This window comes from Polaromonas sp. CT11-55, assembly GCF_047303325.1.
Classification (GTDB): domain Bacteria; phylum Pseudomonadota; class Gammaproteobacteria; order Burkholderiales; family Burkholderiaceae_C; genus Polaromonas.
The window spans coordinates 46,585-60,310 of record NZ_JBKBEX010000011.1 but is presented as its reverse complement, the minus strand read 5'-3'; the positions used below and the strand labels follow the sequence as shown (position 1 = coordinate 60,310).

Genomic DNA, 13,726 nt, shown 5'->3' with positions numbered 1-13,726 from the left:
AGGCTCCGGGGGAAAAATGTCGGCTTTTTAGGACAGCGTTTTGCTGCGGCAGCTGCTACTGTACGCTTCCGGCACAGACCACGCCACCGGCCGCGCGAAGACCCGCAATTGGGGAATTCAACCTACAACGGCCGCAGCCGGCGAGGGCAAAGATATCTCCTCTATTTGAACGAGAGACCAGACAAGTACGCCACGGAGCCGCCATGACACCCACCAGCCGCGCGCAAGCGCCATCTTCCGCCACGCCTTCCACCGCCGATGGCCGCATACGCGCGGGCGTGGGCGGCTGGACTTTTGAGCCCTGGCGAGGCAGCTTTTTCCCGCCCGGCCTGCCGCACAGCCGGGAGCTCGAGTACGCGAGCCGCCAGCTGAGCGCCATCGAGGTCAACGGCACCTATTACGGCACGCTCAAGCCGGCCAGTTTCAGGAAGTGGCATGAAGAGACGCCGGACAACTTCGTGTTTTCCCTCAAGGCCTCGCGCTACGCGACCAATCGCCGCGTGCTGGCGGAGGCCGGCGACTCCATCCAGCGCTTCACCGAAAGCGGCATCAGCGAGCTGGGCGGCAAGCTGGGCCCCATCGTCTGGCAGTTCATGCCAGGCAAGGTGTTCGAGGCCGGGGATTTCGAGGCCTTTCTGGCGCTGCTGCCCAAGCAGGTGGACGGCCTTGCGCTGCGCCATGTGGTCGACGTGCGCCATGAAAGTTTCATGTCGCCCGACTACCTTGCGCTGGCGCGCCGTTACAAGGTCGCGACGGTGTTTACCGACGCTGACAAATTCCCGTCCTTCGCCGACCTCACGGGCGACTTCGCCTACGCCCGCTTGATGATGAGCGAGGCAGACCTGGAGACCGGCTACGCGGAAGGCGCGCTGGACGCCTGGGCTGAACGTGCAAGGCAATGGGCCGCAGGCGGTGCACCCGGGGACCTGCCAACACTGGAAGAAGCCCCAGCGCAGGGAAAGCCGCGCGACGTGTTTGTGTACTTCATCAACGGCGCCAAGGAAAGGGCGCCTGCCGCGGCCATGGCGTTTTTAAGCCGGCTCGGCTTCAAGCCCTCAGATCAGCCATAGGTCGCCATGGCCTCGCCAAGCCGGATCTCGCGGCCGGGCGCCCACTCTGGGTTGAACTGCAGCGGCCCGTTGGGAAACAGCATGACCACGGTGGAGCCCAGCAGGAAGCGGCCCATTTCCTCGCCTTGCTTCAGGCGTATCGCGGAGGTCGGCTCGTTGGGGTAATCCCACTGCCGCACGGTTTTGCCGCGCGGCGGGTTGACCACGCCGTGCCACACCGTGGCCATGCTGCCGACGATGGTCGCACCGACCAGCACCAGCACAAAAGGTCCGTGCGCCGACTCAAAGACGCAGACCACACGCTCGTTGCGCGCGAACAGCCCCGGCACGCCGCGCGCGGTGACAGGGTTGACCGAAAACAGCTCGCCGGGCACATGGATCATGCGCGTCAGCCGGCCGTCACAGGGCATGTGGATGCGGTGGTAATCCCTGGGGCTCAGGTAGAGCGTGGCGAAATGGCCGTCCTGGTAGTGCGCCGCCAGCGCCGCATCGCCGCCCACCAGTGCGGTGGTGGAGTAATGATGGCCCTTGGCCTGGAATATCTGGTCTTTCTCGATGGCGCCGAACTGGCTGATCGCGCCGTCCACCGGCGACACCAGGTCGGCCGCCGCGAGGGGCCGCGCGCCGGGCTTGAGCGCGCGCGTAAAAAAGTCGTTGAAGGTCAGGTAGCTGGCAATGTCTGAATTGAGTGCCTCGTCCATATTGACCCGGTACTTGGCGACAAAGCGGCGGATGATCTCCGTGGTGACCCAGCCGCGCTCACGCGAAGCCACAAAACCAGCAAAGGAAGTCAACGCCTGCTTGGGAAACAGGTACTGGGGAAGGACGGCGAATCGGTCGGACACTAGGCGGCTTGAAGGGTGAAGGAAGGGCCATTCTATCGACGCCCCAGGGCCTTGCCGCCGCGCAGCACTGTCTTACTGTGCGGGATAACCCGCCTGCGCGAGCGCCGCGGCCACGGCCTGCCGGTCCTGCGGGGTCTGGACCACGACTTTTTTGGACGCCAGGTCCACATTGACCTGCGCGGCCGGGTCCAGTGCCTTGACGGCCTTGGTGATGACGTTGGCGCAGTGGCCGCAACTCATGGCGGGGATCGTAAATTCCATATAGCCTCTTGAGGGTGGTTAAAAGGGTTGGCAGGAGTCTGAACCTTCCCATGGGGGCAGAGTCCAGCCTGGCCGGCCAAACCCTCCCTGCGGCTGCGGCTATTGTCCCGCGGGCTTGACCCTCCCATGATGGTAAGGTTCAGACTGCCTGACATGAACACCACCGCTTCCCTGAAAATCCCGCCCGCCGCGGCCGCACTGGCCGAGTGGCAATTTCCCGTCCAGGGCATGAGCTGCGCGTCCTGCGTGGCACGCGTGGAACGCTCGCTGGCCGATGTCCCCGGCGTGCAGGACGTCAGCGTCAATTTCGCGACCGAGCAGGCCAGCGTCAAGGCGCGCGGCGATGTCGGCATGGATACCTTGAAGGCCGCCGTCGCGAAAGCCGGCTACAGCGTGGCTGAGCAAACCCTAAGGCTCCGGATAGAAGGCATGACGTGCGCCTCCTGCGTCTCGCGCGTGGAAAAAGCGCTTAAGCAGGTGCCGGGCGTGCTCTCGGCCAGCGTCAACCTCGCGACCGAAACCGCTGAAGTCAGCGTGGCCGGCAGCGCCGCCACGCTGCCCGCGCTGATGGCGGCAGTGGCCAAGGCCGGCTACCAGGCGCGCGACATCCCGGCGGCCGGGGAAGGCCCCGCCAACAAACCCGCCGCCGCCTGGTGGCCTGCCGCGCTGGCCGCGGTCCTGTCGGCGCCGCTGGCACTGCCCATGGCGGGCGCGCTGTTCGGCCGGGAGTGGATGCTCGACGGCTGGCTGCAGTGGCTGCTCGCCACACCGGTGCAGTTCTGGCTGGGCGCGCGTTTTTACCGCGCGGGCTGGAAAGCCTTGCGCGCCGGCACCGGCAATATGGACCTGCTGGTGGCCCTGGGCACCTCGGCCGCCTACGGCCTGAGCGTCTACCAGCTGCTGCGCCACGGCGGCCACGGCATGGCCCATCTGTACTTTGAAGCCTCGGCCGTGATCATCACGCTGATGCTGCTGGGCAAATGGATGGAGGCGCGCGCCAAGCACCAGACCACCGCCGCCATTCGCGCGCTGCAGGCACTGCGACCCGACATCGCACGCCGGCGGCGTGACGGGAAAGACGAGGATGTGACCCTTCTGGAGATTCGGCTCGGCGACATGGTGGTGGTGCGCCCCGGCGAGCGCATCGCGGTGGACGGCGAAATCGTCGAAGGCGCCACCCAGGTTGACGAATCCCTGATCACCGGCGAAAGCCTGCCCGTGGCCAAACACGCGGGCGAGCGTGTGACCGGCGGCGCGGTCAATGCCGAGGGCCTGATCGTGGTGCGCACCACGGCCATAGGCGCGGAGTCCACGCTGGCGCGCATCGTGCGCATGGTGGAGTCGGCCCAGGCCAAAAAAGCGCCGATTCAGCGCCTGGTGGACCAGGTCAGCGCCGTCTTCGTGCCGGTGGTCATAGGCATTGCGCTGGTCACGCTGCTGGGCTGGGGCCTGGCCACGCAGAACTGGGAGGCGGCCATCCTGAACGCCGTCGCCGTGCTGGTGATTGCCTGCCCCTGCGCGCTGGGCCTGGCCACGCCCACCGCCATCATGGTCGGCACCGGGGCCGCGGCCCGCCAGGGCATATTGATCAAGGACGCCGAGGCGCTGGAAGTGGCGCACAGCCTCAAGGTCGTGGCCTTCGACAAAACCGGCACCTTGACCGAGGGCAAGCCCGAGCTGGTGGCACTACAGCCGCACGGCATCGCGGAGCATGAACTGCTGGCCTGGGCCGCCGCCATCCAGTCGGGCAGCGAACACCCGCTGGCCCGCGCGGTTATGCGGCGCGCGGCAGAGCAGCATCTTGAAATCCCCGCGGCTAGCCAGCTGCGCGCCGTCGCCGGTCGCGGCATGGCCGCCGTGGTGGCCGGACGCGAACTGCGGCTAGGCAGCCCACGCTTCATGCAGGAGCTGGGCCTGGACCTCGGCAGCTTCGCGGCCCTGGATGCGCGCGCCAAGGAAATTGAAACCCTGGGCCGCACCGTGTCCTGGCTGGCCGATGTCACGGAAACGCCCGAACTGCTAGGGCTGCTGGCCTTTGGCGATACGCTGAAAAACAGCGCGGCGCCGGCCATGGCCCGCCTGCATGCGCTGGGCATACAGACCGCCCTGATCACCGGCGACAACCGCGGCAGCGCCGACGCCGTGGCGCGACAGCTCGGCATAGACCTGGTCCACAGCCAAGTGCTGCCGGAGGACAAGGCGGCCATCATGGTCCAGCTCAAGGCCGACGTGCAGGCACAGCGCGGGCGCGTGGCCATGGTGGGCGACGGCATCAACGATGCGCCGGCCCTGGCTGCGGCCGACGTGGGCATTGCCATGTCCACCGGCACCGACGTGGCCATGCATGCGGCCGGCATCACGCTGATGCGCGGCGACCCGGCGCTGGTGGCCGGTGCCGTCGACATTTCGCGCCGCACCTACGCCAAGATACGCCAGAACCTGTTCTGGGCTTTTGTTTACAACGTGGTCGGCATACCGCTGGCCGCGCTGGGCCTGCTGAGCCCCGTGATCGCCGGCGCCGCCATGGCGCTGAGCAGCGCCAGCGTGGTGATGAACGCCTTGCTGCTGCGCCGCTGGAAAGGAAACACCCATGACTGAAACCCTTGATAGCGCTGGCCCGCTCAACATCGGCCAGGCCGCTGCGCGTTCCGGCGTGTCGGCCAAGATGGTTCGCCACTATGAATCGCTGGGCCTGCTGCCCGCGGTGCACCGCAGCGACGCGGGCTACCGCCAGTACGGCGAAAAAGAGGTGCACACCCTGCGCTTCATACGCCGCGCCCGCACTTTGGGCTTCAGCATGGCCGAGATCGCCGAGCTGCTCAAGCTGTGGCAGAACAAGCGACGCGCCAGCGCCGACGTCAAGCGCATCGCAATGGCCCATGTGGCCGATCTGGAGCGCCGCATTGCCGAGATGGAGGCCATGAAGCAGACCCTGGGCCACCTGGCGCACTGCTGCCAGGGCAATAGCCGGCCTGATTGCCCCATATTGACTGAGCTGGCGGCTTGAATGGAATGTCCGATTCCGGCGAGCGCAAGCACGTCGGCGGATTTATCCTGGGGGTATTGATGGCTCTTCCATCGCATCACGAACCGCCGCACGCCACCCCTTTCCAGCACACTTTCCCTGTTGCCCGCCGAGACAGATGACTGGGCGGCCACCACCGCCGCGCTGGACCTCCACGGCAACGCCGTGCTCCCGCAACTGCTAAGTGCGCGGGAATGCAAGACCGTGGCCAGCCTGTACGCCGACGCGCGCCATTTCCGCAGCCGCGTGCTGATGCAGCGCCACGGCTTCGGCCAGGGCGAATACCAATACTTCAGCTACCCGCTGCCGGACATCGTCGCGCGGCTGCGCGCCACGCTTTACCCGCGCCTGGTCGGCGTGGCCAATGCCTGGAACGAAGCCATGGGCATAGACGTGCGCTATCCGGCTGACCATGCCGATTTCCTCGCACGCTGCCACCAGGCCGGCCAGCAGCGGCCCACGCCGCTGCTCTTGCAATACGGGCCCGGCGACTACAACTGCCTGCACCAGGACCTGTATGGCGAGCATGTGTTCCCCCTTCAGGTCGCGGTACTGCTGTCGCGGCCGGGCGAGGATTTCACCGGCGGCGAATTTGTGCTGACCGAGCAGCGCCCGCGCATGCAGTCGCGGCCCGAGGTGGTGCCCTTGCAGCAGGGCGACGCCGTGGTGTTTGCCGTACACCACCGGCCGGTGCAGGGCAGCCGCGGCTTTTACCGCGTCAACATGCGGCACGGCGTGAGCACGGTGCGCAGCGGCCACCGGCATACGCTCGGGATTATTTTTCATGACGCCGAGTGATGGCCGCTCGCGCCGCAAAGCGATCAAGGAGATGGTGTGACCCTGGGGCTTTTTGACGATGCACCGGCGCCCTATGCCGCGCCCGAGGCCATCGCGCCGGGCGCGGCGCTGCTGCGCGGCTTTGCCCTGGAGGTCGATGAAGCCCTGCTGCAAGCCGTGCAAGCAGTCACCGCGGCCGCGCCGCTGCGCCACCTGGTCACGCCGGGCGGCTACACCATGTCGGTCGCGATGAGCAACTGCGGCGAGCTGGGCTGGGTGTCCGATCGCAACGGCTACCGCTACGACCCCAAGGACCCGCTCTCGGGCAAGCCCTGGCCGCCCATGCCGGCTTGCTTTTCCGATCTCGCTTTAAAGGCCGCCGCGCAAGCCGGTTTCGGCAACTTCCGTCCGGACGCCTGCCTGATCAACCGCTATGAACCTGGCGCACGCCTGTCGCTGCACCAGGACAAGGACGAAGGCCATCTGGATGCGCCGATTGTGTCGGTGTCGCTGGGCCTGCCGGCGGTGTTCCTGTTCGGCGGCTTGAAGCGCAGCGATAAGCCTGCGCGCTACCGCCTGCTGCATGGCGACGTGGCGGTGTGGGGCGGTCCGTCGCGGCTGGCCTACCACGGCGTCGCGCCGCTGGCCGAGGGCGAGCATGCGCGCCTGGGCAGACAGCGCATCAACCTGACGTTTCGCCGCGCACGCTGAGCGCGCGCCCGATCAGTTCGAACGCGCTCAGGCGCGTTCGCGAAATTTTTTCAGCCAGCCCAACCCGTCGGTTGTGGCACCAAGCTGGGCACCGCGCAGCGGCTTGTATTCGCAGCCGACCCAACCGCCGTAGCCCAACTCATCGAGCAGCGCAAACAGATAGGGGTAATTGATTTCGCCGACATCGGGCTCATGGCGGCCCGGCGCACCGGCGATCTGCAGATGGCCGACATGGCCCGTGGGCAGGTATTTGCGCAGCTTCATGGCCAGGTCGCCTTCGACGATCTGGCAGTGGTAGAGGTCCATCTGTACCTTGACGTTGGCCGCACCCACTTCGCGGATGATTTCGTGCGCATGGTCCTGCCGGTTCAAAAAGAAGCGGGGGATGTCGCGGGTGTTGATGGGCTCTATCAGCAACTCTACACCGACCCTTGCGGCCAGCGCGGCTGCCTCGCGCAGGTTGTTCACATAGGTGGGCTGCACCGTTTCGCGCTCCATGCCGTCGGGCAACACGCCGGCCATCACGTGGATGCGCGGGCAGGCCAAGGCCTGGGCGTACTCCAGCGCGATGGCGATGCCGGCGCGGAACTCGGCCTCACGGCCGGGCAGGCAGGCCGTGCCTTTTTGCGAGGAAGCCCAGGCTTTTTCGATGCCAGCCGGGTCCACGCCACCCGGCGGCGCATTGAACAGCACCAGCTGCTGGCCGTGGCGCTGCAGGATAGCCTTGAGTTCATCCGGCGTCCAGACGTAGGGCGAGAGGATCTCCACGGCAGTGAAACCATCGCGCGCGGCGGCGGCAAAGCGTTCGGCCATCGGAAGCTCGGTGTACATCCAGCTGAGGTTGGCGGCGAATTGGGGCATGGGCATCAGGCGGCGGGTGCGGCGGCTGTGTCGGGACCGGGCGCGGTTTTGCATTCCCAGAATATGCGCGCCGTGCAGTGCCGGCAAATTTCCGGGTCCAGCTTGTTGAAGATGGTGGCGATCGCGGTGAATTTGTCGGGGAACTGGTGTTCGGGCCCGAGCACACTCGTGAAACCGGTCTTGCGCCACATGCGGATGACCTCAGGCCGCGGCCGGTGGAAGTACAGGTCGCCGCCCATGGCGCGGCGCGCGGCGAGTTCGGCCTCCCAGAGCTCGGCGCCGGCCAGGTCGATGAAGTTCATGCTCTTGCCCATGACCAGCAGGTGTTTTTGCGGCTGCGGCTGGGTGCGCAGGGCATGCAGGATGTCGGCCACATGCTGGGTCGCACCGAAATAAACCTCGCCCTCCATACGCAAGAGCTTGAGCTGCGGGCACTCGGGCAGCACCCGGCGCTGTGCTTCGTCGGGCCCATCAGGGCCCGACGATTTTTTGGTTTCCAGCCCCGCATCGGGCGAGTTGTCTATCACTACGAACTGGCGGTCCAGGCCGCGGCTGTCAAAGCCCATGGTGCGCATCGCGGGCTTTGAGGTGCGATAGAGAAAAGACATCAGCGACAAGATCATGCCCAGCAGGATGGCGATTTCCAGCCGTATGGTCACGGTCGCAGCCATGGTGGCCAGGGCCACGCTGAAATCGCTGCGGCTCAAGGTGAACAGCTGGCGCCAGCGCGCAGCGTCGAGCAGCGTGAAGGCCACCAGCACCAGCAACGCCGCCAGCGCGGCCGTGGGAATCTGCGCGAGCAGCGGCGCGCTGAGGGCCACCAGCGCCAGCAGCAGCACGGCGGAGAACACCGAGGCCAGCGGCGTGCGCGCGCCGGCCTCCAGGTTGGGCATGGAACGATTCATGGAACCGCAGGACACATAACTCGAGAAAAACCCGCCCACGATGTTGGACAAGCCCTGGCCGCGGAACTCGCGGTTCGCGTCTATGCGCTGGCCCGAGCGCAGCGCCACCGTCTTGGCAATCGAGATCGCCTGGCCCAGCGCGACGATGGTCAGCGCAAAAGCCAGGCCGACCAGGTCGGCGGCCTGCGTCCAGTTGATGCGCGGTACTTCAAAGCGTGGCCAGGGCACGGGAATCTGGCCCACGGTGCGCAGCGAGGCCGAGGGCTGGGCGCCGGGCTGCAGCCAGCTGCTCCAGACCCAGGCCAGCGCGGTGGCCACCGCCAGCCCGATCAGCATGTAAGGCCAGTTGCGGCGCAACCTGCGCAGCAGCAAGGCCACGGTCAGCGTGATGGCCGCGACGCCCAGCGCCAGCGGCTGGGCGGAAGTGAGGTTCGTGAGCACATGACCCAGCACGGCGGCTGCGCTGTGCTCCGGCGCGGCGGCCAGGCCCAGCAAATCGGGCAGGGCGTGCACGGCGATCAGCAGCGCGGCGCCCGAGGTAAAACCAAAAAGCACGGCCGGCGAGATGAAGTTGGCCAGCACGCCCAGGCGCAGCGCGCCTATCAGCCACTGCATGACGCCCACCATCACGGTGACGGCCAGCGCGAGCTGGATGTAGAGCGGGCTGAAGGCCACGGCCAGCGGCGAGAGCATGGCAAACAGGGCCAGCGAGTTGGCGTTGGTCGGGCCCGACATGACGTGCCGGCTGGAGCCGAACAGCGCGGCGATGATGCAGGGAATGACGGCGGTGTAGAGGCCGTAGGCCGGCGGCAGGCCGGCCAGCGTCGCGAAGGCGATGCCTTGCGGCAGCACCAGCACCGCGCCCAGCAGGCCGGCCATCGCGTCGGCCCGCACGCTGGCGGGCGACACTTCGCGCACCCAGTCGCCGAACAGGCGTTCCAGGAGCGGAATTGATGACCGAGGTGCTGGGGCGGCTGAGGGTTCCATCACAAGGGCTTGAGCATACCGCGCCCGGCATGCCGGCCGCCCCGGGCGATCAGGCCAGGCCGGCCACGCGCAGCAGCAAACCCGCCAGGGCCGAGGCCGCGATCACCGGGATCACACCGCGCTTGTAGCGCAGCAAGGCTACGGCCGCGCCCAGCGTGATGGCCAGCGCGTAAAAATCCACCCGGCCCAGCCACGGCCCGCCCGTGTCCGCGCGCAAAGCAATGTGCGCGAGGAAGAACAGTGCCAGACTGGCAATCACGCCGACCACCGCGGCCGTGATGGCGGTCAGCGGCGCGGTGAAATGCAGCTTGCCGTGCGTGGACTCCACCAGCGGCCCGCCGGCCAGGATGAACAGGAAAGAAGGCAGGAAGGTGAACCAGGTCACCACCGTGGCCGCCAGCGCGGCGCCCAGGAACAGCATGTCGGGCCCCAGCACCTGCCTGGCCCAGCCGCCCATAAAGCCGACAAAAGCCACGACCATGATCAGCGGGCCGGGCGTGGTTTCGCCCAGCGCCAGCCCGTCAATCATCTGCGGGCCGCTCAACCAGTGAAACTGCTCGACCGCGCCCTGGTAGACATAGGGCAGGACCGCATAGGCGCCGCCAAAGGTGAGCAGCGCGGCCTTGGTGAAAAACCAGCCCATTTGCGTGAGCGTGGCATCCCAGCCTTGCGTGGCCAGCAGAATGCCCATGGGCAAGAGCCAGAGCACGGCGCCCACGCCCAGCACGGCGGCCAGGCGCGAGGGTTTAAAGCGCGCATGCGCCGGCGTCGGCGTATCGTCATCGATCAGCGCCGGGCCGTAGCCTTTGTGCGCGGCGCCATGCCCGGCCCCGCCGGCAAACTGCGAAGGCGCAAAGCGCGCGCCCAGCCAGCCCAGCACTGCCGCGCCCAGCACGATGAGCGGAAACGGCGTGTTCAACACATAGATCGCGACAAAACTGCCGAGGGCGATGGCCCACAGGATGGGCGCTTGCGAGGGCGTCTTGAGCGAGCGCGAGCCTATGCGGTGCACCGCCTGCAGCACGATGGCGGCCACCGCCGGCTTGATGCCGTAAAAAAGGCCCGCGACCAGCGGCACGTGGCCAAAGGCCACATAGACCCAGCTCAGCGCAACCAGGATGAACAGCGAAGGCAGAACAAACAGCGCGCCGGCCACCACGCCGCCCCAGGTGCGGTGCATCAGCCAGCCTATGTAGGTGGCCAGTTGCTGGGCCTCGGGGCCCGGCAGCAGCATGCAGTAGTTGAGCGCGTGCAAAAAGCGCTGCTCGCTGATCCAGCGTTTTTGCTCCACGAGTTCGCGGTGCATGATGGCGATCTGCCCGGCCGGCCCGCCAAAGCTGATAAAGCCCAGCTTGAGCCAGAACTTCAGCGCGTCGGCAAATGAGACTGTCGCCGGCCGTTCGTGCGGCAGTGGTAGGGATGAGGGCAGGGCAGTCGTCACTTCACAGCTCCGGTCATGGTTTCAGGTTTCCAGCTGTGCGGCTCGCCCTGCGCCTCGCGGCACCAGGCATAGAGCGCGTCATACAGCGGCATGGCGGCTTCCAGCATGGCGTGGTCGTCCTCGGCGTGCAGGCGCGACAGGCCCAGCGAAAAGGCCAGCAGGCCGGCCGATTGCGGGGCGAGGTCCAGGCGGTCGGTGTCGGCGCCGCGCACGATGCGCGCCAGCACCTGCAGCGCAGGGTCGTTCAGCGCGAAGGCTTTGAGCAGGGTGTCAAAACTGCACAGCTCGCCCTCGTGCGAAACCGGTGCGCCGGGAATGTCGTAGGCCAGGGCGCCCAGGCGTTTTGCCTCAGCCAGCACCTGCGAAGTAGGCACATAAAGAAACTCGGCGCGCGGGTCTATGAAGCGGCGTACCAGCCAGGGGCAGGCGATGCGGTCTATCTTGGGCCGCTCGCGCGTGATCCAGCGCGAGGCTTGCTCGCCGGTGACGCCCCAGTCGGGCCGCTTGGCCATCATGGGCGGGCGCTGCGCGCGCCATTGGGCGATGTCCTGCGGGGTATCGACGCCGTCTTCACCGCCCACTATGCCGCCGGCCAGCGCACGGGCATTCCAGCCCGCCGCCCGCAGTTCGGCGACGGCATCGGCGCTGACGTTGTGTCCAAAGACGCAATAGGCCACGACTTCGCGCGGCGGCTGCGATGCCGCGAACGCGGCCACGTCTTCGGGCGCACAGTAGCGGGCACCCGCGAGCAACTGGGGGCTCTCACGGAATTTAGCCTCGCGCCGCACGTCGAGCAGCAGGGGCGCATCGGCGCGGCCCATGCGGGCGGCGAGATCCCGGGGGGAGATAGGGGGAACGGAAAGGGTAGAGGTGTCCACGGAGTACTCCAATGAGTTGCCAGCGCTTGGACGGGACACCGTCTATCTGTGAAGATTCGGGAGGCTGAAATCCCGATAGGCGGATATTAGCACTCCCAGGAATCCGTGAGCATTTTCAGCCGTGACGGAACTTGAACACCGCGCGGCTGGCGCGGGCATTTGGCCAAAAGCGGACTTCGCGGCCGTCCTGCAGGCCGAAGGCATCGAGAATCTCCAGCTGGTTCTGCAGCGCCAGCGCCTCAAAGTCCTGTAGCGTGCCGACGCGGATATTGGGCGTGTCGTACCACTGGTAAGGCAGCACCTTGGTCACCGGCATGCGGCCGCGCGCGACGGCCAGGCGATTCGGCCAATGGCCGAAATTGGGAAACACGACGATGCCGGCGCGGCCCACGCGCGCGGTTTCGCGCAGCATGGTTTCAGCGTTGCGCAGGTGTTGCAGCGTGTCTATCTGCAGCACCACGTCGAAGGAGCTGTCGCCGAATAGCGCCAGGCCTTCCTCGAGGTTGAGCTGGATCACGTTGACGCCGCGCGCCACGCAGGCCTGCACGTTGGCGTCGTTGATCTCGACGCCGTAGCCCGAGCATCCGCGCTCGCGGATCAGGTAGTCCAGCAACTCGCCGGTGCCGCAGCCCAGGTCGAGCACGCGGGAGCCGGGCGGCACCAGGCGGGCGATGGACAACAGGTCGGCAGAAGGCTGCACAGTGAGGTCGACAATCGGGTTCATGCGGCCACCTTGCTCTGGAAATAGGAACGCACGACACCGAGGTAGCGCTCGTCCTCCAGCAAAAAGGCATCGTGGCCGTGAGGCGCGTCGATTTCGGCGTAGCTCACGTCGCGCTGGTTGTCTAGCAGGGCCTTGACGATCTCGCGGCTGCGCGCCGGGGAAAAGCGCCAGTCGGTGGTGAAGCTCACCAGCAGGAATTTGGCCTTGACCTGGGCCAGAGCCCGGGTGAGGCTGCCGCCGTAGGCGCGCGCCGGATCGAAGTAGTCGAGCGCGCGCGTGATCAGCAAATAGGTGTTGGCGTCGAAGTACTCGCTGAACTTGTCGCCCTGGTAGCGCAGATAGCTTTCGATTTCAAACTCGATGTCCTGCGTGGTGTATTTGTAGGGCGCGTCGGCGCTCGCGGTTTCCGCGACCGCCTGGCGCAGCTGGCGGCCGAATTTTTCGTTCATCACGTCGTCGCTCAGATAGGTGATGTGGCCGATCATGCGGGCGATGCGCAGGCCGCGCTTGGGCAGCACGCCGTGGCGGTAAAAATGGCCGCCGTGGAAATCCGGGTCGGTCACGATGGCGCGCCGGGCCACTTCGTTGAAGGCGATGTTTTCGGCCGTGAGGTTGGGCGCGCTGGCCACCACCACGGCGTGGCGCACGCGCTCGGGGTATTGCAGCGTCCAGGCCAGGGCCTGCATGCCGCCCAGGCTGCCGCCCATCACGGCGGCCAGGGTCTGTATGCCCAGGCGGTCCAGCAGGCGGGCCTGCGCGCTGACCCAGTCCTGCACCGTGACGACGGGGAAATCGGCCCCGTAGATTTCCTGCGTGTCGGGGTTGGGCTGCATGGGGCCGGTGGAGCCGAAGCACGAGCCCAGGTTGTTGACGCCGATCACGAAGAAGCGGTCGGTGTCGACCGGCTTGCCGGGACCGATCATGGTGTCCCACCAGCCTTCGGACTTGCTGATGGACTGGCCCTGCGCATCGAGGTAGACGCCCGCCACATGGTGGGAGGCGTTCAGCGCGTGGCAGATCAGCACGGCATTGGACTTGTCGGCGTTGAGTTCGCCGTAGGTTTCATAGCTCAGGTCGTAGGCGCGTATCGAGGCGCCGCTCTGCAGCGGCAGTGCCTCGACAAAATGCATGCTGAGCGGGGTGGCAATCAGTGTCAAAAAATCACCTGCAGAAAACAAAAAACCCGGCGTCGCTAAAGCGAGTCCGGGTCCTTTGGAGTTCGTCTTTAGCTGTACTTTTTA

At 66.6% G+C, this 13,726-nt stretch carries 13 protein-coding genes; 5 read left to right on the top strand and 8 right to left on the bottom strand.

Annotated features, from left to right (window positions below; translation table 11 throughout):
* Positions 1 to 203: 203 nt before the first annotated feature.
* Positions 204 to 1,070, top strand: coding sequence for a DUF72 domain-containing protein (locus ACEN8I_RS12430; protein ID WP_413328770.1), 867 nt, complete (start codon positions 204 to 206; stop codon positions 1,068 to 1,070).
* On the opposite strand, the gene asd is transcribed toward ACEN8I_RS12430, so the two are convergent.
* The gene (gene asd / locus ACEN8I_RS12425) at positions 1,061 to 1,915 is read right to left on the bottom strand and encodes an archaetidylserine decarboxylase (RefSeq protein ID WP_413328769.1); all 855 of its coding nucleotides are present in this window, start codon (positions 1,913 to 1,915) and stop codon (positions 1,061 to 1,063) included. The two genes, ACEN8I_RS12430 and asd, sit on opposite strands and share 10 nt — an antisense overlap.
* 72 nt (positions 1,916 to 1,987) lie before the next feature.
* The gene (locus ACEN8I_RS12420; protein ID WP_413328768.1) at positions 1,988 to 2,176 is read right to left on the bottom strand and encodes a heavy-metal-associated domain-containing protein; all 189 of its coding nucleotides are present in this window, start codon (positions 2,174 to 2,176) and stop codon (positions 1,988 to 1,990) included.
* A 153-nt stretch (positions 2,177 to 2,329) separates the two neighbouring features.
* Here ACEN8I_RS12420 and ACEN8I_RS12415 point away from each other — a divergent pair, with 153 nt between their 5' ends.
* From ACEN8I_RS12415 to alkB, 4 genes are all read left to right on the top strand, one after another.
* Complete coding sequence (locus ACEN8I_RS12415; protein WP_413328767.1) at positions 2,330 to 4,774, top strand: heavy metal translocating P-type ATPase; 2,445 nt, start codon at positions 2,330 to 2,332, stop codon at positions 4,772 to 4,774.
* Positions 4,767 to 5,183: a Cu(I)-responsive transcriptional regulator gene (gene cueR / locus ACEN8I_RS12410; protein ID WP_413328766.1), complete on the top strand. Its 417-nt coding sequence runs from the start codon at positions 4,767 to 4,769 to the stop codon at positions 5,181 to 5,183. The genes ACEN8I_RS12415 and cueR overlap by 8 nt, the downstream gene beginning before the upstream one ends.
* Before the next feature lie 117 nt (positions 5,184 to 5,300).
* Positions 5,301 to 5,999 (top strand): 2OG-Fe(II) oxygenase, encoded by a 699-nt coding sequence (locus tag ACEN8I_RS12405; protein ID WP_413328856.1) that lies wholly within the window; start codon positions 5,301 to 5,303, stop codon positions 5,997 to 5,999.
* Between the two features lie 36 nt (positions 6,000 to 6,035).
* On the top strand, positions 6,036 to 6,689 hold the full coding sequence (gene alkB / locus ACEN8I_RS12400; protein WP_413328765.1) for a DNA oxidative demethylase AlkB: 654 nt from the start codon (positions 6,036 to 6,038) through the stop codon (positions 6,687 to 6,689).
* Positions 6,690 to 6,716: 27 nt separating this feature from the next.
* Here the strand turns inward: alkB and otnI are convergent, their stop codons facing one another.
* The 6 genes from otnI to metX all read right to left on the bottom strand — a co-directional run bounded on the left by otnI (position 6,717) and on the right by metX (position 13,642).
* Positions 6,717 to 7,550 carry a 2-oxo-tetronate isomerase gene (gene otnI / locus ACEN8I_RS12395; protein ID WP_413328764.1) on the bottom strand — a complete coding sequence of 278 codons (834 nt, stop codon included), beginning with the start codon at positions 7,548 to 7,550 and terminating at the stop codon, positions 6,717 to 6,719.
* A gap of 5 nt (positions 7,551 to 7,555) precedes the next feature.
* Positions 7,556 to 9,442, bottom strand: a complete 1,887-nt coding sequence (locus ACEN8I_RS12390) for a SulP family inorganic anion transporter (protein ID WP_413328763.1) — start codon at positions 9,440 to 9,442, stop codon at positions 7,556 to 7,558.
* Positions 9,443 to 9,491: 49 nt separating this feature from the next.
* Positions 9,492 to 10,883: a chromate efflux transporter gene (chrA, locus tag ACEN8I_RS12385; protein WP_413328762.1), complete on the bottom strand. Its 1,392-nt coding sequence runs from the start codon at positions 10,881 to 10,883 to the stop codon at positions 9,492 to 9,494.
* The gene (locus ACEN8I_RS12380; RefSeq protein ID WP_413328761.1) at positions 10,880 to 11,761 is read right to left on the bottom strand and encodes a chromate resistance protein ChrB domain-containing protein; all 882 of its coding nucleotides are present in this window, start codon (positions 11,759 to 11,761) and stop codon (positions 10,880 to 10,882) included. The genes chrA and ACEN8I_RS12380 overlap by 4 nt, the downstream gene beginning before the upstream one ends.
* A 115-nt stretch (positions 11,762 to 11,876) precedes the next feature.
* Complete coding sequence (gene metW / locus ACEN8I_RS12375) at positions 11,877 to 12,485, bottom strand: methionine biosynthesis protein MetW (RefSeq protein ID WP_413328759.1); 609 nt, start codon at positions 12,483 to 12,485, stop codon at positions 11,877 to 11,879.
* Positions 12,482 to 13,642 (bottom strand): homoserine O-succinyltransferase MetX, encoded by a 1,161-nt coding sequence (gene metX, locus ACEN8I_RS12370; RefSeq protein ID WP_413328758.1) that lies wholly within the window; start codon positions 13,640 to 13,642, stop codon positions 12,482 to 12,484. Before metX ends, metW begins: the two co-directional genes overlap by 4 nt.
* Between the last annotated feature and the right edge of the window lie 84 nt (positions 13,643 to 13,726).

What these genes read in the sequence shown, in the direction of transcription:
- ACEN8I_RS12420 (WP_413328768.1), bottom strand. Translation starts at nt 2,176, where the DNA reads ATGGAATTTACGATCCCCGCCATGAGTTGCGGCCACTGCGCCAACGTC.
- metW (WP_413328759.1), bottom strand. Translation starts at nt 12,485, where the DNA reads ATGAACCCGATTGTCGACCTCACTGTGCAGCCTTCTGCCGACCTGTTG.
- ACEN8I_RS12390 (WP_413328763.1), bottom strand. Translation starts at nt 9,442, where the DNA reads ATGGAACCCTCAGCCGCCCCAGCACCTCGGTCATCAATTCCGCTCCTG.
- cueR (WP_413328766.1), top strand. Translation starts at nt 4,767, where the DNA reads ATGACTGAAACCCTTGATAGCGCTGGCCCGCTCAACATCGGCCAGGCC.
- otnI (WP_413328764.1), bottom strand. Translation starts at nt 7,550, where the DNA reads ATGCCCCAATTCGCCGCCAACCTCAGCTGGATGTACACCGAGCTTCCG.
- ACEN8I_RS12430 (WP_413328770.1), top strand. Translation starts at nt 204, where the DNA reads ATGACACCCACCAGCCGCGCGCAAGCGCCATCTTCCGCCACGCCTTCC.
- ACEN8I_RS12415 (WP_413328767.1), top strand. Translation starts at nt 2,330, where the DNA reads ATGAACACCACCGCTTCCCTGAAAATCCCGCCCGCCGCGGCCGCACTG.